Below are 22,435 nucleotides of genomic sequence, written 5' to 3'. Positions count from 1 at the left end.
ACGCTTTTGACGCGCCGTGCCCGGCTACCCACCTGCCGGGCACGGCTTGCGCCGACAGACAGCCCGCGCGGGCCCGAAGCCGTCTAGACTCCCCGGCCGCTCATGCCTCCCGTTCCTCCCGTCCCCATCCCCACGCACACCGTCGTCGCCGCGCGGGCGCAGGGGGAACGGCTGTCCGCGCAGCGCTTCCACCTGGTGCTGCTGGACACCGAACGCGCGGGCACCGTGTACCCGCTCGCCACGGAGGACCTGCGCGTCGGCAAGTCCACCGACAACGACGTCGTCATCGACCACCCCACCGTCAGCCGCAACCACCTGGTGGTGCGCCGCCAGGGCGACCGCTTCCTCGTGCAGGACCTGGGCTCCACCAACGGTACCTTCCTCGACGGCGCCCAGGTGCGCGAGGCCTACCTGCGCCCCGGCGCCCTCCTGGAAGTGGGCGACGTGCGCCTGCGCTTCAGCCCGCAGATGACGCCCGTGCAGGTGGAGCCCACCGCCGAGGACCGGCTGGGCGACCTCGTGGGCCGCAGCGTGCCCATGCGGCAGATCTTCGCGCTGCTCCAGCGCATCGCCCCCACGGACTCCACCGTGCTGCTCGTGGGCGAGACGGGCTCCGGCAAGGGCGCGGGCGCCAAGGCCATCCACAAGTTGAGCCCCCGCGCGGCCGGGCCGCTGGTCGTCTTCGACTGCGCCAGCGTGTCGGACTCCCTCATCGAGTCCGAGCTGTTCGGCCACGAGAAGGGCGCCTTCACCGGCGCGGTGGGCCAGCGCATCGGGTGCCTGGAGCGCGCCCACGGCGGCACCCTCTTCCTGGACGAAATCGACGACCTCGCCCTGGACCTGCAGCCCAAGCTGCTGCGCGCCATCGAGGACCGCGAGTTCCGCCGCCTGGGCTCCTCCACGCCCATCTCCTTCGACTCGCGCATCGTCGTGGCCAGCAAGAAGGACCTGTGGGCGGAGACCCAGGCGGGCCGCTTCCGCGAGGACCTCTACTTCCGCCTGTCTGTCTTCACCGTCAGCCTGCCGCCCCTGCGCGACCGCAAGGAGGACATCCCGCTGCTCGTGGAGGCCTTCGCGGGCGAGGGCCTCTGGCCCCGGCTGCCGGAGAAGATCCAGGAGCAGTTCCTGGGGCACACCTGGCCGGGCAACGTGCGCGAACTGCGCAACGCCCTGGAGCGCGCCCGGCACATGGTGGACATCCCGGGCCTCGCCGGGGACAACCTCCTGCGCGAGTTCACCCGCGACGTGCCCGCCCCCGCCGGGGACTTCCTGCCGGTGGAGTTCACCGGGCCGTTCAAGGTGTGCAAGGACGAACTCGTCCGTGCCTTCGAGCGCGAGTACCTCACGCGCCTGCTGGGCCGCGCCCGGGGCAACATCGCCCGCGCCGCCCGCGAGGCGGAGCTGGACCGCAAGCACCTCTATTCGCTGCTGCACAAGTACGGGCTGGTTCAGAGCGAGTCGGACTGACCCTTCGTGGCATGGTGGCGGCCGCTTCCGCGGTCCCCATCCCCCAGGAGGGCTTCATGAAGATGCGTCCGTCCCGCTGGCTCGGCGTGCTGTGCGCGGGTGTCCTGATGATGAACGCGACGGGCTGCTTCGGCTCGTTCAAGCTCACCCAGAAAATCTGGCAGTTCAACAAGGGCATCTCCGGCAACAAGTTCGTCCAGTGGCTGGTGTTCCTCGTGTTCATCGTGGTGCCCGTCTATGAGATTGGCACGCTGGTGGACGCGCTCGTCGTCAACAGCATCGAGTTCTGGACCGGCGGCAACCCGGTGAGCAGCGTGGAGGGCGAAGACTCCAACACGCGCATCGTGAAGCTCAGCCCCACCGACACGCTGAAGATGTCCCGCGACGTGGAGTCCGGCGTCATGCGCCTGGAGCTCCAGCGTGAAGGCCAGGAGCCGCTGGTGCGCTACTTCGAGCCGCTGGAGGACGGCATGGTCGCGCGCGACGAGGCGGGCGCCCTGCTCATCCGCGCGCAGGGCCAGGCGGACGGCGCGGTGAAGGTGACGGACGCGGGCGGCTCCACCGTGACGGTGCACGCGCGGGACGCGGTGGACGCCGCGCGCCAGCTCTTCATGGACGGTGGCGCTCCGGCGCTCGCGCGGTTCGCCACGCACCAGGGGCAGTTGTCCCAGGGCATGGCCACGCTCGACACCTGCACGCCGTAGCAGACAGCTTGGGGCTTCCGGCGCGAACCACCGGAAGCCCCGGGGTGACTCAGGGCGCGGGCTCGTCGACCACCACGTCGCCCAGGTCCGGGCCGAAGCCCGCGTCGAGCGCCAGGGAGTTGAACGTCCCCTCCATGCTGCGCCCCGCGCCGTAGCCGTCGCCCTTCTTGAACGACAGGGAGAAGTCCCCGCGCGTGGGCTCGCCCACGTTGCCGCCTTCATCCAGCACCAGGTCGCCGCGCTCCACCTGGGTGAAGACGCGCGCCGGTTCACCGGCGGCCACGTGCACCACCGACGCGCGGTCGCGGCCGGAGGGCGTGGTACCGCCGAGCTGCACCTTCGTGCCCGGCTTCAGGTCCACGCCTTCCGTGTCCACGGTGAGCCGCGCGACCAGGTCCACGTCCAGGCCGTTGTTGCGGAAGTAGCTCACCTGGAGCGCCTCCGGGTTGCGGCGGATCTCCACCCGCGACACGTCGGTGACGGGGAACAATTCCGACACGCTGCCGGACAGCTCGTTGTCTCCCCGGCACGCGACGGCGCCCGCGCCGCTGAGCACGGCCGCGAGCCCCAGCGCCGCCACGGCGCGTCCCGCGAGGCTCACCGCTCCACCGCCAGCGTCAGGGCCTGCGTGCCGCCCGCGCGGTAGAGCACCACCCTCTGACCGGAGGACAGGAACGCCAGCTTGGGCGACCAGCCGCCCGCCGTGTCCACCGTCACCTCGCGCCACTGGTCCTCCACGCGCGTGGCGATGACGAGCGCGTCGTCGGACGGCGAGCAACTGCCCTCGTTGCGCCCGGACTCCAGCGAGCAGATGTGGAACGCGATGGACGGGTCGTGCGTCTTCGGGTCGAACGCCAGCGACGGGTACCAGCCGCCGGAACCCGTCTGGTACACGGGGTCCGGCGTCGTCCAGTCCCCCGCCGCCGTGCACTTCGTGCCCGTGGTGCCCGCGCAGGTGATGAGCGTGAGCCGGCTGTTGGAGCGGTCCACCGCCGCGATGCCGAAGCCCACCGCCGGGTCGTACGCCATCGACGCGCCCAGCATCGTGTTACCCACCGCCTGCACCTGCACCGGCGGCGTCCACGTGGTGCCGTCCGGGTTGCGGCGCTGGAAGAACACGTTCTGCCCCGGCGCGTCCGCAGCCCCGAAGGCCTGGTCGAACACCAGCGCGGGCTGCTCACCCGCCATCAGCATCTGCAGGTGCCCGCCGTACGCGTTCTTCTGGTCGCCGCCCGACGCAACCACCCGGTGCTGCCACGCCGTGGGCCCGCCGCTGGCCAGCTCCACGTCGCTGCCCGCCCAGTCCTGCTGCGGGAACTGCCCGTTGTGTCCGTCGCGGTACACGACCAGGGCCTGGCTGCCGCTGAAGACGATGGAGGGGTTGAGCCCCACCAGGTAGCCCGTGTCGCTCACCGGGTTGCCCGCCACGGCCTCGTCACCCTGGGTGACGGCGATGTGCTCGGTCCAGGTGCCGTTCGCGTTGCGGTAGGACACCGCCAGGTCGCTCTGGAACCAGAAGATGGAGTCATCGCTTCCGCCGCCCAGGTAGCTCACCGCGGGCTGGCCGGACGGGCTGAACGCCAGCGACACGCCGTACACGCGCTGCACGGTGGCGATGGTCTCCGCCTGCGCCTGCACCTGGCCGTCCCGCACCTCGCGGTAGCGCAGCTCGAAGTCCTTGTCGTTCACCTTCACGTAGTACGCGATGCCGATGCGGTCCTCCGGGCCCACCGCCATCGCGATGTTGGAGATGGCCGTCTGCTCGCTCGCGCCGGTGTCCACCGTCAGCCGCACGAAGGGCGTGTCCGTCTTTCCGCCGTCGTCCTGCGGCTTCGACCCCGCGTCCGGGTTGGCGGGCTTGCCGCCGCCACATCCCAGCGCGAGCGCCGCTCCCAGTAGCCACGCGTGCCGTTTCATACGGTTCTTCTCCTTGGTCCAGTCGGCCTGGTTGAGCGCGCCATCCTAGGGCACCTGGGCTAGGCTCGCATGTCATGGCTCGCGCGCGTTCGCTCCCCCCGAAGCTGTCCCGGCGCACCTTCATCCAGCGGCTCACCTTCTTCGGCGGCGGCGTGGTGCTGCTGGGCGGCGCTGCGTGTAAACGTTCGAAGGAGGCGGAAGCGAAGAAGGCCCCGGAGCCCACCGGCACCACCTCCGCCGGCCAGACGCTGCGCACCTTCTCCGCCTTCGAGTACGCCGTCGTCGCCGCGGCCACGGAGCGGCTGCTCCCCCGCGATGAAGACCCGGGCGCCCAGGACGCGGACGTGGCGCTCTACATCGACCGCATCCTGGAGACGCAGGGGCTGGAGTCCATGCACCGCGACTTCCTCCAGGGCCTGTCCGCGCTGGAGCGCCGCGCGCAGCGCATGTTCCAGAAGGGCTTCGCCCAGGCCACGCCCGAGCAGCAGGACGAGCTGCTCGCCCTCTTCAAGGACAGCCCCGCCGGCAGCGGCGAGGCCCACTTCTTCGAGCTGTTGATGACGCTCAGCCTGGAGGGCTTCCTGGGCGACCCGTCCTACGGCGGCAACAAGGGCCGCGTGGGCTGGCGCCTGATGGGCTTCGACACCGTGGGCACGCTCGCCATGGCCCCCCCGGAGGGCTACGACGGCCCGAAGTGCCTGCGCGAGTGCGGAGGTCACCACCCGTGAGCCTGCCTTCCGTGGACGTGTGCATCGTGGGCAGCGGCGCGGGCGGAGCGCCGCTCGCGCTGGAGCTGGGCAGGGCGGGCTTCAAGGTCGTGGTGCTGGAGAAGGGCCGCCACTACCAGCCCAGGGACTTCGTCCACGACGAGATCCTCAACAGCCGCCGCAACTTCTTCATGCCGCTGCCGTGGGAGGAGCCGCACCTGGTGCGCCAGGGGGCCAGGGCCCGCTACGAGCGCAGCAACGCCGCGTGGACCGCCAACTGCGTGGGCGGCGGCACCGTGCACATGAGCGGCTTCTTCTACCGCCTCAAGCCGGTGGACTTCCGCCTGCGCTCCACGCTGGGCGCCGTGCCCGGCACCACCGTGGCGGACTGGCCCATCTCCTACGAGGAGCTGGCCCCCTTCTACGACAAGGCGGAAGCGGAGCTGGGCGTGTCCGGCCAGGCCGTCCCCCACCCCTTCGCCGAGCCCCGCAGCGGCCCCTACCCGCTGCCGCCCCTGGACGTGCACCCGGTGGCGTCCGAAATCGACAAGGTGTGCGCGGCCATGGGCTGGCACGCCCTGCCCACCGCGCGCGGCATCATCAGCAAGGCCTACAAGGGCCGCTCTCCGTGCGCGTACTGCGCGCTGTGCGGCAGCTACGGCTGCGAGACGGGCGCCAAGAGCAGCACGCTCGCGAGCCTCATCCCCAACGCCATCGCCACCGGCAACGTGGAGGTGCGCCCGGGCAGCATGGCGCGCTCCATCGAAGTGGACCGGCAGGGCCGCGCGAAGAGCGTGGTGTACCTGGACAAGGACGGCGTCGCGCGGGAGCAGCCCGCGAAGGTCATCATCGCCTCCGCCACCGCCGTGGAGAGCGCGCGCCTCCTGCTCAACTCCACCTCCAGCCGCTTCCCCAACGGGCTCGCCAACGGCAGCGGGCTGGTGGGGAAGAACCTCCTCTTCAGCTCCTTCGGCGGCGCGCGGGCGCACTTCCGCGTGTCCAGGCAGAAGGCCGCGCGGCCCTGGCTCACGGACCCGGCGCCCTTCGTCAACCGCAGCCTCCAGGACTTCTACCTGATGCCGGACGGGCGCCACGGCTTCCGCAAGGGCGGCACGCTGGGCTTCATGTGGGCGCACCCCAACCCCATCTACGCGGCGGTGGGCCTGGCGGGCACCGGCAAGGCGGGCGTGTTCGGCAAGGAGCTGAAGGACCGCATGCGCGCGTACCGCGACTCGCGCATCCTCGAGTTCGAGGTCTACGCGGAGTTCCTCCCCACGCCCGGCACCTCCGTCACGGTGGAGCCCGAGGTGAAGGACAAGTACGGCATCCCCGTGGCCGCCATCACCCTGGACCGGCACCCCGCGGACTTCGCCGCCACGCGCTTCCTGGTGGAGCGCGGCGAAGAGGTGCTGATGCGCCTGGACCCGGACAGCGTGGAGCGCGTGGGCACGCAGGGCGAGACGACCATCCTCCAGCACGGCACCTGCCGCTTCGGTGACGACCCGGCGGCCTCCGTGCTGGACAAGCACTGCCGCGCGCACGAGGTGCCCAACCTCTACGTCGTGGACGGCAGCTTCATGCCCACCGGCGGCAGCGTGCCCTCCACGCTCACCATCGCCGCCAACAGCTTCCGCGTGGCGGACCACCTGGTGCGCACGCTCAAGGGCTGACGGCCGCGCGCTACTGGAGGCGCAGCGGCGTCACGTCCACCTTCACCACGTAGCGCGCCTGCATGTCGGAGTCGAACTCCACCAGGTGGTCCCCCACCCCGGTGACGTCCGCCTGCTGGGTGAAGACGCCGAACTTCTCCATCTGGTCCAACGCCGCGCGGCCCGTGGACGCCTTGCGCTGCCGTGCGCGGCAGCCCTCCTCGTGCACGGTGATGGCCGTCTCCTCCCCGGCCGCCGTCACCTCCTCCAGGTAGAAGCTCACCTTGATGGTGGAGGCCTCCGGCACGCGCACCAGCACCTGCCCGCGCCCGGGGAAGCGGCCCTCGGAGTAGCTCTCCGGCCCGAGGATGCAGCCCGCGTACTCGCTGCACACGGGCCAGGACGCCTTGCACACGTCCAGCACGCGCGCGCCGATGAAGTCCTCCCGCGAGCCGCCGCATGCGACGAGCATCAATCCCATCACCGCGCCCGCCAGTCGCGAGACATTCCGTGTTACAACACCAGACATTCTTTCAAACCTCACCGAGGAGTGGATGTCCATGCGCCTGCGCAACCTGTGGCTGCCCCTCACCATCATCGCCCTGGCGGGCTGCGGAGACGAGGCCGAGGAGCTGCCGAACACGCCGCAGTTGCTCATCGACCGGACGGAGCTGAGCTTCGACACGGAGTTCTCCGCTGGGACCTACGTGGGAGCCACGACCTTCAACACGCTCTACATCGAGAACCGCGGCCTCCAGACGCTGGAGCTCAACGAGGCCTCCATCTCCGGCCCCAGCGTCTTCACCATGAAGAAGCCGGAGACCTGGCCGGAGAACGGGCCCCTGAAGCTGGAGACCTACGAGCGCGCCTTCATCGAGGTGGCCTTCAAGCCCAACGCCGCGAAGGAGTTCACCGGCACGCTCACCCTCAAGTCCAACGCCGCCAACGGCGAGACGCGCGAGCTGGCGCTCAAGGGCAAGGGCATCGCGCCGTAGTCCCGGCGGTGCCCCCGGAGGCGGCGGAGGCGTGAAGCCCCGCCGCCCGCCCGGGCCCGCTAGCGGGTGAACTGGCAACCACCCACCCACGTGCCGCCGTCCTGCGTGGGCGCCGGGCACGACGTGGGCGCGCCACCATCCGCCGCCGTGTAGCCGCGCGGGTAGTCGCCGTAGCCGGTCCGCAGCGTGTAGCCCACGGGCGTGTAGTCCGTGCGCTCGGTGGCGCTCACCGCCACCTTGAGCGTGCCGCCCCGGATGAAGCGCCGCTCCAGGCAGGCGCACGCGTAGGGCGCCACCGTGACGCGCGTCGTGGTGGCCGTCTTCTCCAACTGGTACAGCGCCTGGTAGCTGCTGAGCGGCGCGCTCGCGGAGGTGTGCCACGCGCGCATCACCGTGGGGCTGTAGGCCAGCGTCAGCGCGCCGCCCATGCTGGTGGTCGTCACCGGCGTGCACGTGGCGGCGCCGCCGTCCGTGGCGGTGCCGTCGCAGAAGGTCACATCCAGCGCCAGCCCGTGCGGCGTGCCGCCATCCGGCAGGTTGTCCACGTCCCACTGCACCAGCCACGCCGCGTCCTCGGGCGCGCTCAGCGCGGGGAGCTGGTACTGGAAGGTGTCCGTGTCGGAGGGCACCGCGTCGTAGTCCGTGGGGCCGCGCACGCCCAGGCCCGTGGCGCGGTCGTTGCCCCGCAGCCGGCCGTGGCCATGCGTCAACTGGCCCTTCGCCTCGAAGGTGGCGTTGCCCACGGGCAGGCTGCCCGCGCCCACGCCGCCGAGCGTCTTGGAGCGCGCCTGCTCCACGCCCCCGCTGTAGGCGTTCTCCTCCTCCGCGTCCTCCGCCTCCCAGGACACCTCCAGCCGGTAGTCGCGGTCATCCGCCCAGTTGTTGCCGTCGTCCTGCACCACGAAGTGGTACGTCAACGACGCGGCGTGCGCGGGCACCGGCAGCGCGCCCTGGAAGTTGCTCAGGCCGGGGAAGCGCGCCGGGTCGCTCTCCTCGCGCAGCGACTGGATGCACAGCACGGCCTCCGCGTTGTTGCAGTAGGCCTGCACCAGCGAGGGCGCGTCGGGGTGCTCGCGCGCGTCGCGAGGGCACACGGTGGCGTCGCTGGTGCAGGTGGCGCGCTGCTCCGCGGTGACCGCCGTGCTCACCGTGGTGAACACCAGCACCTGCCGGTCCGCCAGTTGGCCCAGCGGCAGGGGCAGCGGGTCGAAGCGCGTGGGGGTGGGCACCTCCACCAGCCGGTAGCGCAGCACGCTGGGCTTCGCGTACGCGGGCAGGCTCAGCGCGAACCAGTCGCGGTCGCCCACGTAGCCCAGCCGGCCCTCGAAGGTCGTGGACGTCCCGGGCGAACCCACCAGGCTGCGGGTGAAGGCGCGGGCGTAGGCGTCGTTGTCCCCGGACTGGTCGCGCGGGTCCACCTCATCCACCACGCGCACCTCCACCTCGTAGGGCTGGCGCAGGTCGCCCGAGGGCACGGGCTCGTTGTTGCCCCGGTAGCCCTTCACCACCAGCCCCCAGGTGCCCGCCAGCTTCACCTTGCGCGCGGTGGCCAGCACGCCCGGGTGCACCTTGGGCAGCACGTTGCCCTCCGACTCCTTGTCGGTGCCGTTGGGGCGCACGAGTTCGTAGGACAGGCGGTAGTTGGGCGGGAAGCCCTGGTCCGGCGCGGTGATGCGCACGTAGGCGATCTTCCCCGCCGTCAGCGGGAAGCTGAAGCGGTCCACGTCGTTGTCCGTGGCCAGGTAGCCCTGCGCGGTGCCCACCTGCACGGCCCCCTGCGCCGCGAGCGCGATGGGCGTGGGCGTGACGTCGTTGGGCTCGTTCGCGTCCGGGTTCTCCAGCAGCTCCACCGTGAGCCGGTAGGGGTTGCGCGCATCGAAGTTGGGGCGCGCGGGGTTCGTCGGCGCGTCGCGCACCACGATGAGGAGCTGCGTGTCCGGCGTGGCGTACGGCAGGATGATGTCCACCGGCTTCGGGGCGCCCGAGCCGTGCTGGTCCGACTTCGCCACCAGCGCGGTGCTCTTGTCCTTCTCCTGCACCGTCACGGACAGGTTCACCGGCGTGCTGGACGCCAGGTACGTGCCGGTGACGTGCACCAGCGTGCGCGCGTTGGCGGTGGCGGGGATGCGGACGCTGTACCAGTCCTCGTCACCGGCCTTCACGTCGCCCGTGAGCGCCAGGAAGCGCTCCAGCGGCACGCCGGGCTTCAGCTCGCAGTCCGCGTTCGTCAGCGCCTCGTCGCGGCTGTTGCAGAGGTCCTCCACCACGCCCGTGCCGGCGTCCGGCGTGTCATCCCCGCCGGAGGAACAGGCGGCCAGGAACAGGAGCGCGAGCGGGAGCAGTCGGGTGCGAAGGCGCATGGGGGGCTCGGGAGAATCAGGGGACGGGCGAGAGGGTCGGGACGACGCCGGGGCAGCCGTCCACGAAGTCCTCGGGGTTCACGCGGATGACGCCATCCGGAGGCGACTTGATGCCGCCCACCGGGTAGCGCACGGAGTCCACGCGGAAGGTGCGCACCAGCGTGCGCGCGGTGGGGTCGTCCGCGGGCAGCATGGACACGGAGAGGTAGATGTCGTTGTAGCCCGCGCCGCGCTGCACGGTGCCGGCGTCCACGCCCCCGTCCACGCCGCCGTCGGCGACCATGGCGATGGTGGGCGCCAGCAGCACGTTGTCCACGCGGAAGCGGTAGCACTGGCGGCCCTGGTCATCCACCGGGCCGTCCGCCTCCAGGCTGTAGCGGTACGCGTCCGAGGCCAGGTTCGCGGTGTCCACCTGCAGGGGGCGCATGTGCATGCGCGCCTCGCTGCGGTTGGTGAGCCCGTCCGTGTCCGGGTCCTCGTCCATGTCGTTGCTGGAGCCCTGCGTGCCGCCCCGCCACTCCATGCCGTCCGGCACGCCGTCGCCGTCGCTGTCCTGGAGGGTGGCGTTGGTGCCGATGAACTGCTCGTCGCAGTCCAGGAGGCCGTCGCAGTCCGTGTCCACGCCGCGCAGCGCGGGCGGGCAGCCCTTGTCCAGGCCGCCGCCGTCCGGCTGCACTTCCTGGGTGGGGTCGAACTGCACGCCGCGGTCGCGGAAGTACACCTCCACGCCGTCGCTGAAGCCGTCGCCGTCCGTGTCGCGCAGGTTGGGGTTCGTGCCCAGCTCGTACTCGCGCGCGTCGGTGAGGCCGTCTCCGTCCGTGTCCGCCTCATCCAGCGGGCTGCCCGGGGGCGCGGAGAAGTTGGAGGCCACGAAGTCCTTCACGATGAAGGCGCGGCGCACCTGGCCGAACTGGAAGTTGAGGAAGTTGATGGGCTCGTTGTTGCGGAAGTCGCGGAAGTTGCCGCCGCCCAGCGTGGCCATCTTCTCCAGGCGGTCCGCGTTCTGGTTGATGATGAGCAGCGGGCAGCCGCCGTCCCCGAAGCCGCCGTCCTCCGCCACCAGGTCGCACACGGACGGCACCGGCTGCGTGGGGTTGAAGACGTGCACGGTGTTGAAGCGCACGTCCTCCACCAGGTCGCGCAACTGGCGGATGCGCACCACCGCGTCGCCGCGGATGAGCTCGTCATCCTGGTTGTTGGTGGGCTTGCCGTCCGACAGGAAGATGACCGAGTAGCGCGCCTGCGCCAGCGCGTCGCTCCCGCTGGGCTGCTGCCGCGCCCGCGCGATGTCCGTGTTGATGAGCGAGTAGATGTCCGACAGCGGCTTGACGAAGTCCGTCGAGTCCCGGTTCGGCGACGTGTCCGTGTTGCGGAAGGTGAGCAGCTTCTCCGTGAGGATGGCCTTCGCGGTGGCGTCCAACTGGGACACCTGCACGAAGCCGTCCTCCGCCGGAGGCCCGGGGTCCTGCGTGAGGAACGCCGTGGTGCTGCCCGCGAAGAGCATCACCGCGATGGAGACCTCGTCGTCCTGCGGCAGGTTTTCAATCAGGTCCACCAGCGCCGTGGCGCGCGTGCCGTCCGGGTCGCTCACGCGCATGGACTGGCTGGCGTCCATGGCGACGATGATCTTGATGGGCCGGATGACCTCGTTGGCGCCCAGCGTGCAGAAGCGCCCGTCCAGCGCCACGGCCCGGTCCGCGGGCACCTCCGTGTCGCGGCGCGGGTCGTAGAGGTACGAATCCGTACAGGCCACCACCACGGCGAACCCCACCAGGGTGAGGGCCAACCAACGTCCCGCGCGGCTCACGGCGACGCGCCTCCCTGCGAAGGCGACACGCCGACGCAATTGCCCTGGGCTCTCCAGGGGTCCACCAGTTGATCCGGCCGGCGGAAGTCACCGTCATCCATGGCCAGGTCCGGCCCCAGCGGCACGCGCACGCTGGGCGGCGCGTACTGCGCCCACGCGCACGCGGTGCGCCAGACGCCGTAGTCCGTGGCCACGCCGCTCTCCGGCGCCTCCGCGAACCACACCTTGAACAGGTTGTAGCCCTGCTTCACGCCGGAGCGGTCCGGCGGCGTCACCAACTGGAGGTTGGACACGGTGAAGTCGTAGCAGACGCCGTCCGTGTCGGTGCCGCCCGGGACCTTCGTCACCTCGTACTGGATGCCGTACTTGTCGTGGAAGGGCCGGTCGCGCCGGGTGGGGTCGCTGCCGGCCTTCAGCTCCTCGTCGTCCGGCACGCCGTCGCCGTCCGTGTCCAGGCCGGCCACGCTCGACTGGAGCGGGTTGAGGCCGTACTTCGCCTCCAGCCCGTCCGGCGCGCCGTCGCCGTCGCTGTCCACGATGCCCTGGCGCGTCTTGAGGTAGGCCTCGGCGAACTGCGACAGCCCGTCACCGTCCGTGTCCCGGCAGATGCAGCCGGGCGTCAGCGGGGACTGCGGGTTGCAGCCGCGCGCGTCCAGGTCGTTGCCCGGCTTGAAGCCCTGGTCCTGGCGCCGGTACTCGAAGCCGTCGCTCAGGCAGTCCCCGTCACTGTCGATGGTGAAGGGGTTCGTCTTGAGCGTGAAGCTGTTGTCCAGCGAGTCCGGGACGCCGTCGCCGTCGCTGTCCAGCACGCGGCCGTCATCCCCCGGCGCGGAGCTCAGGGGCTCCACCAGCAGCGTCTTCATCACGTTGGGCGACGCGAAGGAGGAGTAGTCCAGCGCGCCCAGGCCCAGCTCGCCGATTTCGGCCGTGTCGCTGAACTCCTGGTACACGCCGTTGCCCATCTCCGCGAAGCGCTTGAGCAGGTACGAGGCGATCTTCTTCGCCGCCGCCGGGTACTGCGCCTCCGGGACGCCCGGGTAGGTGCCGTAGATGTCCTGGCAGATGGGGCCGCAGGCGCGCACGGCCTCCTCGTTGAAGAGCAGCACCGTGTGCATGCGCACGTCGCCCACGTTGTACTGCGTCTTGAGCTCCATCAGCCGGCGCACGTAGCTGAAGAGCTGGTAGTTCTGGTTGCGGTCCGTGCCCACCTCGAAGCCGGTGATGGCGTCCGTGGTGCTGGTGGCGTTGCAGAAGCTGGAGATGGAGTCGCGCCAGGTGAGGTCCGGCGTGTCCGGCCCCGCGTAGACGGACAGGTCGTCGTTGGCGGAGCAGCGCGGGTACGGCGTGCCGTCCGTGAGGAACACCACGACGTAGCGCGTGCGCGGAAGGAGCTCCGGCGTGGCCTGGGACACCGCTTCGATGTCGCTGGCGATGAGGCTGTACGCGTAGCTGAGCGCGCCCTGGTAGTCCGTGCCCTTGCCCAACTGCGACTGCAGGCCCTCGATGTAGCCGTTGATGTTGCCCGGCGGCGCGAAGCGGTCCCCCGTGGAGGCCGGCGGCCAGGTGTTCTTCACGTTCGTTTCGAACGGGGCGATGGCGATGCTGATGTTGCCCTGGCGCGCGTCGTTGATGCGCCGGAAGCCGTTCACCAGGTTCTTCAGCGCGCGCACGCGCGCGGGCTCCGTCACGCCCGGCGGGATGATGGCCTGCACCTCCGCGCGCTCGCAGAAGCCGCTGCCCTCCTGAGAGCCCGGCGGATCCGACACGCACATGCTGCCGGACTCGTCCACGACGAGCACCACCTTCACCGGGAAGCCGGTGGGGTTCGCCGGGCGCGTGCACACCCGGCCGGTGAGCGTCAGCCGGTCATCCAACTGGGACTGCTCCTGGGCGCGCGGCTCCAGGAGCGTGTCTGAACAGGACAGCACACCCAGGGCCAGGAGGCCGGTCGCAAGAAGCGGAACGACGAGCTGACGGCGCATGCGATGCGGACCTCCTGGCATGGGGGACATCTCTCTTTACGCCTTCTTGCGGCGGCGCAGCAGCAGGCCGAGCACGCCAGCGCCCAGGGCCGCGACGCTCCCGCCCGCGGGCAGCGAGGTGCAGCCGCCACCGGAGTTGTCGTCCTTGCCCACCTTCACGAAGAGGCTGGACACGGAGGCGCGCTGGTCGGGGAACACGCGGTCCGCGAAGGCCAGGCGCGTGGACACCTGCAGTTCGTACTCGCCTTCCTTGTCCGGCTGGAAGTTGGGCACGCTGCCGTCCACGTACTGGTATTCCCAGTGGCGGCTGTAGGTGACGGCGCCCTTGGGGTTCTCCACCACCGCGGTGGAGCCGGAGGGACGCTTCACCACCGTCCACGTGTACTCGATGGCCGCGCCGTTGCGGTTGGCGAACAGGGGCGGGCGCACGGCCATGCCCGTCTTCTCCACGCTGATGACGCCGCCGGTGCCCACGCTGAAGGGCGACTTCGGGTCGAGGCAGTCGTTGGGGTTGTCCTTGTTGAGCACCACGCAGTAGCGCGTGTCGCACGCGTCGCCCAGGCCGTCGCCGTCGTCATCCGCCTGGTCGCGGTTGGCCACCGCCGGGCAGTTGTCCGCGGTGTTGAGCACCGAGTCACCGTCGATGTCCGGGTCGCACGCGTCGCCGATGCCGTTGGCGTTGGTGTCCTTCTGGTCCGGGTTGGACAGGCCGGGGCAGTTGTCCAGGTTGTCGGAGACGTTGTCGCCGTCCGCGTCCACGCGGCACGCGCTCACGTCCGCCGGGAGCTGCTGGTTCTCATTGGCGATGAGCGGGCAGTTGTCCTCGCCGTCCTTGCGCCCGTCGTTGTCGTCGTCGTCGTCACAGACGTCGCCAATGCCGTCCCCGTCGTTGTCCGCCTGGGTGGCGTTCGGGATGGAGGGGCAGTTGTCCTCGCCGTCCGGCTTGCCGTCGTTGTCGTCGTCCGGGTCGCACGCGTCACCGATGCCGTCACCGTCGGTGTCCAACTGCGTGGCGTTGGAGACGGCCGCGCAGTTGTCGCAGGCGTCGCCAGCGAGGTCGCCGTCACCGTCCGTCTGGTCGCGGTTCGACGTGAAGGGGCAGTTGTCCTTGTCGTCCGCCTTGCCGTCGCCGTCCGCGTCGTCCGTGTACGACAGCGTCTTGCCGTCGTCCGTGTACGCCACCCAGACGGAACAGCCGCAGCCACAACCGCAGCCGCCGCCCTCCTCCTTGGGGCGACCGCACTCATCTCCGAGGCACTCCGGGTTGTCCGGGTTCTGCTCCTGGGCCTGCACGGTGCGGGGGCTCAGCACCAGGAAGGCTCCGAGCGCCAACATGGGGGCAATGCGACCAATCGTCATGGTGACTCCTTTCACAACCCCCGCCCTAGCAAGAGGCGATCCCGCGTCTGTAGGAGTTTCAGGGTCAGGAACTTCAAGGGGTTATGCGTGCGGAAGCGACTGCTACAGGATGGGTGTGGGGGGGACACCCCATTGAGACTGTGGGGAACACCCCACGTCAGCGGGCCGTCTCAGGTGCCCACAATGAAGTCGTCGGAGACGAGCGGGACCATGCCGGCGGGGGTGCGGCCCGTGTCGGGGTCGTATTGGATTTCCTGGATGAAGAGCGAACCCACGCCGGCGCCGCGCGGATCATTGTCCCGGCCCACCTGGAGGTAGAGGTAGACCTCGTTGGTGCCGGCGGGGATGACCTCGCCGGGAATCAGCGGGTGGGGGCGCTCCACGGTGGGCACCAGCGAGACGTTCTCCACGCGGGTGCGGTAGCAGGCGCGGTCGCTGGTGGCGGTGGGGGGCAGCGGGACGATGGAGTAGCCGTAGCCGCGCTCGCGGTGGAAGTCGAGGTCGGCGCTGAGCGGGTCGCCGTGGGCCTCCACCTCCGCCACGTTGGAGATGCCGTCGCGGTCGGTGTCGAGCAGGTCCTCGGCGATGAGCGGGTTCGTCTGGGACAGGGCCTCCACCAGGTCCGGCAGGCCGTCGCCGTCGGTGTCGCCCACGCAGGGGTCGCTGCCGAGCACGCGCTCCTCGCAGTCGTTGAGCCGGTCGCCGTCCGTGTCCTGCACCACGCTGCAGCCGTTGATGATGTCCACGGCGAGCGGGTCCAGGCCCATGCGCAGCTCCACGCCGTCCATGAGACCGTCCTGGTCGGTGTCGGGGACGGCGGGGTCCAGGCCCAGGGCGCGCTCGTCGTCGTCCGCCACGCCGTCACCGTCGCTGTCGGTGAGCATCTGGCCGTTTCTCACCTGCACGTTGCGGTTGAAGGCGAGGAAGCGCTTCAGCTTGAGCGCGTTGTCGAGCGCGCTGTAGTCCAGCAGCCGGAGCGCGTTGGGCAGGCCCACGAAGTCCGTCTCCACGGGCGCGCTGCCGCCCGCGTTGGCGATGGCGGCCACCTGCAACCGGGTGACGGGGTCCGGCGTGGCGTCGCGGACGTAGATGGGCTGGACGCTGACGGCGCCCGCGCCCAGTTGCTCCACCAGGCCCTTGAGCTCGCCCACCACGGCGGTCAGCTCGCACTGGCTGCAGGAGGCGTTGCACTGGGCCTGGGCCTCCGGGGACGCGTTGCAGCCGGCGGCCTGGGACAGCGCGGTGCAGCGGCTGTCGATGCCGATGTTGAAGGCCGGGTTGTCACAGCTCACGTCGGAGCTGCGGATGACGGGCGCGACCACGTAGCGCGAGCGCGCGACCTCGCCCCTGCAGGTGGCCTGCATCTCGCCGGACATCAGGCTCTTGGACAGCCGCAGCGCGGAGCGGATGCTGATGGGGCCGTCCTGCTGGTAGCTGGCGTAGCGGGGCAGCACGGCCTGGAAGCTGGCGGCGTCCGTGAAGCTGCCCTGCAGGCCGGTGGCCACCGAGTGGAAGGCCACGAGCCCGAAGCGCATCTGGGGGCCGGTATAGCGCGAGGTGAGCGTGGTGAGCCCGTCCACCGCGGAGCCCACCACCTCCGGCTCCACGCCGGTGCCGCCCTGCAGCGCGAAGATGACCTTCACGGGGAACGCGTCGCCGGTGGCCTCGGGGACGCAGAGGTCTCCCTCGAAGTTGGCGCGGTCCCGCGTGCCGCCCGCGCGGTCGTCAATCGAATAGAGCCCTGCGTCGGTGCACGACAGCCACAACATGGGAAGCAGGAGCCAGGCGACCCGGGGGGAGGAACGCATCCGTTGGATTGTAGACCTCAGCCCCCCCTTCCAACGCAAGCGACCCGAGGGCGGCGCCGCGTGAGGCCCCCGACACCGCGCCCATCCCTTCGTCCCCGCCAAGAAATGCTCGCCGCCAATCCGGCTGGAATGTCCACATCCCGCCTGGAATCAGCTCCCAACAGAATCCTGGTCTTACCGGGATGGTTCCGATTTCGGGGAGGGGAAAGACATTGCCCATGCAGTTCAATCCCCAAGGAGCAAGACCATGAAGAAGACGCACGTGAAGCTGGGCGGGACCGTGGCGATGTTCGTGCTGGCGCTGGGTGCGACGGGCGCGATGGCCAACAACCCGCGGCCGGCGGTTCCGCTGGAGGAGGCGGTCCTGGTGTCGAAGAGCACGTCCATCGCGGGGCGGAGCAGGCCGAACTGCGGCAACACCTCGGGCTCCACCTCGGGCTCCACCTCGGGCACCTCCGGTGGCAACACGACGGGCAACACCTCGGGCAACACGACGGGCAACACGGTGGGCAACACGACGGGCAACGTCACCGGCAACCTCGCCGGCGCCACGACCGGCTCCACGACCGGCGCCGTGCTCGGCGACATCCTCGGCACCGTGCTCGGCGACCTCCTGGGCTCCACGACCGGCACGCTGCTGTAACGCGTCCTCGCTGACCGGCCCATCGCGCCCCAACGCGTAGCGCTCAGCGCCCAAGCCACCCTGTGACGCCGGAGGACTCCCGCCTCCGGCGTCCCTCTTTTCCGGAGCCCCCATGCGACCTGCCTCACCCTCCCTGACACCCTGGCACGGGCTCGTCACCGGCCTTGCCGTGCTGCATCTGATGCTGGTGACCTGCGGTGCACTGCACATCCGGCTCTTCCAGGCCCCGACCGGCACGAATGCCTGGGTCCGGGGATACGCGCATTGGACGGGCGCGGCCAGCCGCTTCAGCTTCTTCGCGCCGGGGGTGAGCCCGGCGGTGCGTGTGTCGTTCGACGTGGAGCATCCAGACGGCGAGCACGAGCAGGACGACTTCCAGTTCGACAACGACGCGTTGAACGTGCGCGTCTACGCGATGCTGCTGCGCTTCGACCTGAACAATGGCCAGGACGCGATGGCCCGCGCCTGGGCCGCGACGATGTTCGGACAGCACCCGGAGGCTCGCGCGGTCACCGTGCGCATGGAGCTGCTCGAGGTCCCCACCATGGAGGCGCACCGGGACGGCGCGCCGCTCGTGTGGACGGAGACCTACAAGGCGGTCTTCGAGCACCGGCTCGCCTCCGCCCCTTCCCTCGCCGCGCAGGCGGTGGCGCCATGAGTGCCTCCCTGCGCCAGCGTCCCACCGCGGGCCAGCGCCTGGCCGCGTTCATCGCCGAGCCCTCATCCCCCGGGCCGCTGGGCATCCTGCGCATCGGCGTCGCGCTGCTGCTGCTCGTGCAGGCGTGGAGCATGTCGGACAGCCTGCAACTCCTGGTGGATGACCGGGGGCTGGTCCCCTGGAGCATCTCCGAGTCCCTGGCGACCGAATTCGTGCCCCGGTTCGCCGCGCTGGTGGCCGCGATGGCACCGCTGGGGCTCTCCTCCGAGGCCGTGGTCCGAGGCGTCCTGCTCATCTACTGCGTCTCGCTGGTCGGGCTGCTGCTGGGCCTGCGCACGCGGCTGTCCGCGGTGGTGGCGTGGACGTCCCATACGGTGATCCTCAACAGCAGCCCATTCCTGGTCTACGGCGTGGAGACCTTCGCGCACATCAGCCTGTTCTACTGCGCGGTGATGCCGGTGGGCGAAGCCTTCTCGTGGGACGTGCGCGTGGGGCGGGCCTCCGGCGCCCCTTCCGCCATGGCGACGCTCGCGCTGCGCGTGTTGCAGGTGCACCTGTGCATCATCTACTTCGCCACGGGCATCGAGAAGCTGCTGGGGCCGCTCTGGAGAGAAGGCACGGCGATATGGAAGGTGCTGATGCAGCCCCAGTATGGCCAGTTCGACTTCGCGTGGCTCGCGTCGGTGCCGTGGGCGGTGAAGCTCACCTCGTGGGGCACGCTGGTGGTGGAGGTGGGCTATGCCCTGTTCGTCTGGCCCCGGCGGACGCGGGGGCTCTGGGTGGCGATGACGGTGGGCATGCACCTGGGCATCGCGGTGATGATGGGGCTGTGGATGTTCAGCGGCATGATGGCCATGCTCACGTTCGCGGCGTTCGGCTGGCCGCTGCTCTCCCAGGCGCTGGCCACCCGGGTCCGCGCCGAGGTGCTGCTCCCCTTCCACTCGAATCCCGCGCGTTAGGGTGACGGCTCCCGGGGAGCGCCGTCCGCGGGAGGAGCCTCTGACTCGGGAGCCGGGGCGCGCGTCACGCGCAGCCTCGGCTTCGCGAGGTTGGCGGCATCCAGCGCATGGACGGACAGCTCCACGTCGACACAGGCAGGTCCGGGTTGCCCGGTCGCGGACTGTGGGAAGAGCGGGACGGACACATCCCGCCCGTACCACTGGCCTGGCTTGAGGAGGAGGAGGTCCTCTTCCCTGCGCGGTGGCGTCCGGACATCGACGTCGAGGAGCGGCAGGGGCTGCCCGCTGGCACAGTCCAGGACCCGCTCCACGGTCAGCGTGTGGCTCTCGATGAGCCGCCGGTCCAGGCACAGGCTTCCACTCGAGGTCCCCAGCAGCAGGCGTCCCGACAAGGTCTGTCCGTCGAAGCCCGCGTGCTGGAACTCCACCCGAGGGGTCGCCGCTTCATGCTTGGGGCATGTGGCGGGTGGAGTGTCGGCACCGGGCCGCGCACTGGAAAAGAGTCCCCCCTGACACGCGGTCAGGAGCATGAGGCCGAGGGACAGGAACATCGAGCGGGTCATTCGCACCGGAGATCTCCATCATCGCCAGGAACCCCAAGGCCCTGCCGATGCTTCCAGCCGCAGGCATGGGCCAGTTCATGCACCATCGCCTGGGCACGGCACTCGCGCGAGGAGGGCTCCTCGCACCAGTTCACTTCGTGGACCGGGTTCTGGCAGCCCGCATCCGGCGGCCTCCACACATACCCCAGCGGGGTGACGCCGGTGCCCTTCCGGAGCGCGCACTCCTTCTTCACATCCGCGCCACAGTTGATCTTCGCGCCACCGCACTGGAGGCTGACGCACTCCCGCAGGCATTCGTCCGTGATGCGCCTTGCGGCGGCTCGGCACTCCTCGATGGTCGGGAGCTCACGACAGGGCGAGTGCATCGGCGTGCCAGGAGCTTGAGCCGCGGCACACGCCCAATGCAGCGCTGCCGCGCTGATGAAGACCGCCAGGGACAGCCATCGCGTCATGCACCGACTGTACTCACAGCGTGAGCAGGTACGCGAGCAGGTCGTCCCGCTCTTCGGCGCTGAGTTCCTGCGCGGCGCCGTGGTTCAGGCCTGGGGTCTCCAGCAGCGTGCGCAGCGGGAAGCGGGAGCCCACCACGAGCCGGTCCTCCTGCACCGCGTAGCCCGCCGTGGCACTCGTCAGCAGGGGCCACACGTCCCAGGTGCCCACCAGCGAGGGCGGCGCCGCGCCTGTCACCAGTTGCTGCTGCTCCAGGCGCAGCGGCAACGCGATGGGCGTGCCCACGTCCTGGTACTGGCCCCGCGTCGCGGGGTCCTGGTCCAGCGTGAAGAGGGGCGCGGGGTGGCAGGCCAGACACCGGGCCTTCCCTTCGAAGAGCGCCAGCCCCTTCACCGGGTGGCCGGTCCTTCCGTCCGGCAACGTGACGGTCTCCAGCGGCGCGCCGCCCTCTCCCCGGTAGGGGTTGGGCGGTGTGGGCAGGAGCGAGGTGTAGAGCGCCAGGGCCTCCACCTCCGACGGCAGCGGATCCGGGTTGTGGTAGCGGTTGCGTCCCCCCACCGTCTCCGCCGTCTCCGCGATGCTGCGCGTGCTCGCGGGCGTGAAGTAGGGCGGCGTGTCCCGGCTACCCAGGGCCGTCGTGGACCGGTAGATGCGCATGGGGCGCGTCTTTTCAAAGAAGACGCCGCCCGTGTGCCCTTCGATGTGGCACGCGTCGCAGCTCATGCCCGTGCGCCCCACGTCGGTGAAGTAGAGCACCTGGCCCAGCCGGCGCTGCTCTCGCGAGCGCACGTCCACCACCGGCCACTGCCGCGCCACGCGCGCCCTGCCCGCGCGCGCCTCGCTCACGTCCACCACCGCCACCGTGCCCGTGAAGCGGTTGAGCACGTAGAGCGTGCGCCCGTCCGGGGACAGCGCCAGCGAGCGCGGCCCGGAGTGCAGCTCCAGCCCCGCCCTGCCCTTCGTCCCCAGGTCCTCCGCCGGGCGGATCCACGGCGTGCCCTCCGGCGCGGGCACCGGCAGCGTCTGGAGCACCGCCTCGCGCGCCGCCGCGTCGCTCTTCACCAGCGCCTTCGCGTCCAGCACCCGCACCTGGCCCAGGCCCACGTCCGCCGCGTAGAGCAGCCCGGCGCGGTCATCCAGCGCCAGCCCCTCCGTCACGCCCGCGCCGAAGCCCCGGTGCCGCACCACCTGCTGCCGGTCCAGGTCCAGCACCGCGACGCCGCTGTTCGCGCTCACCTCCATGCGCTGGGCGTTGGGGCCCACGTTCGGCCCCAGGCTCGACATGAAGAGGCGCTTCAGGCGGTCGCTCGCGACCAGGGCGCGCGGCGCCTTGCCGCCCATCACCTGCGCGGAGAAGTCCTCCGTGGCGCCCCCGATGATGGGGACGCCGGGCTTCGGAACCACCGGCGCCAGCTCCCGGCCGTCATCCTGGCGCAGCAGCACCACCTGCCCCGTCTGGAGGCTGCCCACCGCGAGCAGCCCGTTCCACCGCGCCATCGCGCGCGGGTTCGGATCCACGGCCGCGCGCCACTGCTCGCGGCCATCCTCCAGCGCGAGCGCGTGCACCGTGTCGCGCAGGTGCTCGGCGACGAAGGCCACGCCCTTCGCTCCGTCCACCTCCAGGCCCCACACGCCCCGGGGCGCGGGGACGACGCGGGCCTTCCGCTCCGGCGCGTCCAGCGCGTACAGCCAGAGCTCCGCGCCATACCGATGGGCCACGCCCAGCCAGGGACGGCCGCTGGCGTCCTTCCAGGTCGCGAGCGCCGACGGCCCGTCTCCCACCGCCATCGCCTCCACGCGCCCGGACGCCACGTCCAGCGCGAACACCGTGTCCGTGGGCGGCGACGCGACGAAGAGCGTGCGCCCGTCCGGGGACAGCGCCGTCGCCGTCAAGTCCGGGAAGGCCGCGTCGTTGACCAGGGTGAGCCGCGCGGTGCCCGTGGGCCTTGGGCCGGTCGCGGCGAGCGACAACTGCACGTCCGTCTGGAAGGTGCCCTCGGGGAGCTTGAGGTCGGGGGGGAGCCTCGCGTAGCCATGGCGCGCGTCCACCACCGTGAGCGGCACCTCCCGTGACAGGGGCGCCCCGAGCACCAGCCGCAGGCCCGGCACCAGGTTCTCTCCGTAGACGGAGAGCGGCTGCGAGGTCTGGTTGCTGGTCAGCTTCGGCCCCACCGCCTGGAGGATGGGGCGCGGCCCGGCGGGCGCGGTGGGCGGTGTGGGCGCTGGAGCGCGCTGGGGCTTCAACGCGAAGAGCCCCAGGCCCAGGAGCACCAGGGCTCCGAGCGCCGCCGCGATCCATCCCCGATGGCGAGTGACAGGTATCACGCGTGTGCAGTCCTCCCGCGCGCGAGCATCCTCCATCCGCCCACCGTGTCACGATGACTTCTCACCACGTCTGCTCGCATGG

18 protein-coding genes are annotated in these 22,435 nt (G+C 70.8%); 8 read left to right on the top strand and 10 right to left on the bottom strand.

Annotated features, from left to right (window positions below; all coding sequences use genetic code 11):
* Window positions 1-102 precede the first annotated feature (102 nt).
* Together K8612_RS26615 and K8612_RS26610 are read left to right on the top strand one after the other, a co-directional pair.
* The gene (locus tag K8612_RS26615) at window positions 103-1,467 is read left to right on the top strand and encodes a sigma 54-interacting transcriptional regulator (protein ID WP_223741273.1); all 1,365 of its coding nucleotides are present in this window, start codon (window positions 103-105) and stop codon (window positions 1,465-1,467) included.
* Between the two features lie 56 nt (window positions 1,468-1,523).
* On the top strand, window positions 1,524-2,171 hold the full coding sequence (locus K8612_RS26610; protein WP_223764359.1) for a DUF3332 domain-containing protein: 648 nt from the start codon (window positions 1,524-1,526) through the stop codon (window positions 2,169-2,171).
* Between the two features lie 49 nt (window positions 2,172-2,220).
* On the opposite strand, the gene K8612_RS26605 is transcribed toward K8612_RS26610, so the two are convergent.
* Entirely contained in the window at window positions 2,221-2,772 is a 552-nt protein-coding gene (locus tag K8612_RS26605; protein ID WP_223764358.1) for a hypothetical protein, read from the bottom strand.
* On the bottom strand, window positions 2,769-4,088 hold the full coding sequence (locus K8612_RS26600; protein ID WP_223764357.1) for a hypothetical protein: 1,320 nt from the start codon (window positions 4,086-4,088) through the stop codon (window positions 2,769-2,771). The genes K8612_RS26605 and K8612_RS26600 overlap by 4 nt, the downstream gene beginning before the upstream one ends.
* Window positions 4,089-4,162: 74 nt before the next feature.
* On the opposite strand from K8612_RS26600, the gene K8612_RS26595 reads away from it, so the two are divergent.
* Both K8612_RS26595 and K8612_RS26590 read left to right on the top strand, forming a co-directional pair.
* Window positions 4,163-4,816 carry a gluconate 2-dehydrogenase subunit 3 family protein gene (locus K8612_RS26595; protein WP_223741277.1) on the top strand — a complete coding sequence of 218 codons (654 nt, stop codon included), beginning with the start codon at window positions 4,163-4,165 and terminating at the stop codon, window positions 4,814-4,816.
* Window positions 4,813-6,465, top strand: coding sequence for a GMC family oxidoreductase (locus K8612_RS26590; protein ID WP_223764356.1), 1,653 nt, complete (start codon window positions 4,813-4,815; stop codon window positions 6,463-6,465). Before K8612_RS26595 ends, K8612_RS26590 begins: the two co-directional genes overlap by 4 nt.
* A 10-nt stretch (window positions 6,466-6,475) precedes the next feature.
* Here K8612_RS26590 and K8612_RS26585 read toward each other — a convergent pair whose 3' ends face one another.
* Entirely contained in the window at window positions 6,476-6,916 is a 441-nt protein-coding gene (locus K8612_RS26585) for a hypothetical protein (protein WP_223741279.1), read from the bottom strand.
* An 88-nt stretch (window positions 6,917-7,004) separates the two neighbouring features.
* Between K8612_RS26585 and K8612_RS26580 the strand changes: the two genes are divergently transcribed.
* Window positions 7,005-7,439: a hypothetical protein gene (locus tag K8612_RS26580; protein WP_223741280.1), complete on the top strand. Its 435-nt coding sequence runs from the start codon at window positions 7,005-7,007 to the stop codon at window positions 7,437-7,439.
* A gap of 59 nt (window positions 7,440-7,498) precedes the next feature.
* On the opposite strand, the gene K8612_RS26575 is transcribed toward K8612_RS26580, so the two are convergent.
* From K8612_RS26575 to K8612_RS26555, 5 genes are all read right to left on the bottom strand, one after another.
* Window positions 7,499-9,799, bottom strand: a complete 2,301-nt coding sequence (locus tag K8612_RS26575) for a hypothetical protein (RefSeq protein WP_223741281.1) — start codon at window positions 9,797-9,799, stop codon at window positions 7,499-7,501.
* Between the two features lie 16 nt (window positions 9,800-9,815).
* Window positions 9,816-11,606, bottom strand: a complete 1,791-nt coding sequence (locus K8612_RS26570) for a vWA domain-containing protein (RefSeq protein WP_223741282.1) — start codon at window positions 11,604-11,606, stop codon at window positions 9,816-9,818.
* Complete coding sequence (locus K8612_RS26565) at window positions 11,603-13,588, bottom strand: vWA domain-containing protein (protein WP_223741283.1); 1,986 nt, start codon at window positions 13,586-13,588, stop codon at window positions 11,603-11,605. Before K8612_RS26565 ends, K8612_RS26570 begins: the two co-directional genes overlap by 4 nt.
* Window positions 13,589-13,624: 36 nt before the next feature.
* Window positions 13,625-14,947, bottom strand: a complete 1,323-nt coding sequence (locus tag K8612_RS26560) for a thrombospondin type 3 repeat-containing protein (RefSeq protein ID WP_223764355.1) — start codon at window positions 14,945-14,947, stop codon at window positions 13,625-13,627.
* A 170-nt stretch (window positions 14,948-15,117) separates the two neighbouring features.
* Window positions 15,118-16,755 (bottom strand): calcium-binding protein, encoded by a 1,638-nt coding sequence (locus K8612_RS26555; protein WP_223741285.1) that lies wholly within the window; start codon window positions 16,753-16,755, stop codon window positions 15,118-15,120.
* A gap of 247 nt (window positions 16,756-17,002) precedes the next feature.
* Between K8612_RS26555 and K8612_RS26550 the strand changes: the two genes are divergently transcribed.
* The 3 genes from K8612_RS26550 to K8612_RS26540 all read left to right on the top strand — a co-directional run bounded on the left by K8612_RS26550 (window position 17,003) and on the right by K8612_RS26540 (window position 19,015).
* Window positions 17,003-17,398 carry a hypothetical protein gene (locus tag K8612_RS26550; protein WP_223741286.1) on the top strand — a complete coding sequence of 132 codons (396 nt, stop codon included), beginning with the start codon at window positions 17,003-17,005 and terminating at the stop codon, window positions 17,396-17,398.
* Window positions 17,399-17,510: 112 nt separating this feature from the next.
* Window positions 17,511-18,056, top strand: coding sequence for a hypothetical protein (locus K8612_RS26545; protein WP_223764354.1), 546 nt, complete (start codon window positions 17,511-17,513; stop codon window positions 18,054-18,056).
* On the top strand, window positions 18,053-19,015 hold the full coding sequence (locus tag K8612_RS26540) for an HTTM domain-containing protein (protein ID WP_223741288.1): 963 nt from the start codon (window positions 18,053-18,055) through the stop codon (window positions 19,013-19,015). Before K8612_RS26545 ends, K8612_RS26540 begins: the two co-directional genes overlap by 4 nt.
* Here the strand turns inward: K8612_RS26540 and K8612_RS26535 are convergent.
* Together K8612_RS26535 and K8612_RS26530 are read right to left on the bottom strand one after the other, a co-directional pair.
* A complete protein-coding gene (locus tag K8612_RS26535; RefSeq protein ID WP_223764353.1) occupies window positions 19,012-19,443 on the bottom strand; it encodes a hypothetical protein in 432 nt (143 codons plus the stop codon). The two genes, K8612_RS26540 and K8612_RS26535, sit on opposite strands and share 4 nt — an antisense overlap.
* Before the next feature lie 600 nt (window positions 19,444-20,043).
* The gene (locus K8612_RS26530; protein ID WP_223764352.1) at window positions 20,044-22,389 is read right to left on the bottom strand and encodes an MtsA protein; all 2,346 of its coding nucleotides are present in this window, start codon (window positions 22,387-22,389) and stop codon (window positions 20,044-20,046) included.
* Window positions 22,390-22,435 lie beyond the last annotated feature (46 nt).

This window comes from Corallococcus sp. AS-1-6, from assembly GCF_020037015.1.
Taxonomy (GTDB): Bacteria; Myxococcota; Myxococcia; order Myxococcales; family Myxococcaceae; genus Corallococcus.
Note: the sequence above shows the minus strand (reverse complement) of the source record. Positions and strands in the feature narration are given on the sequence as shown.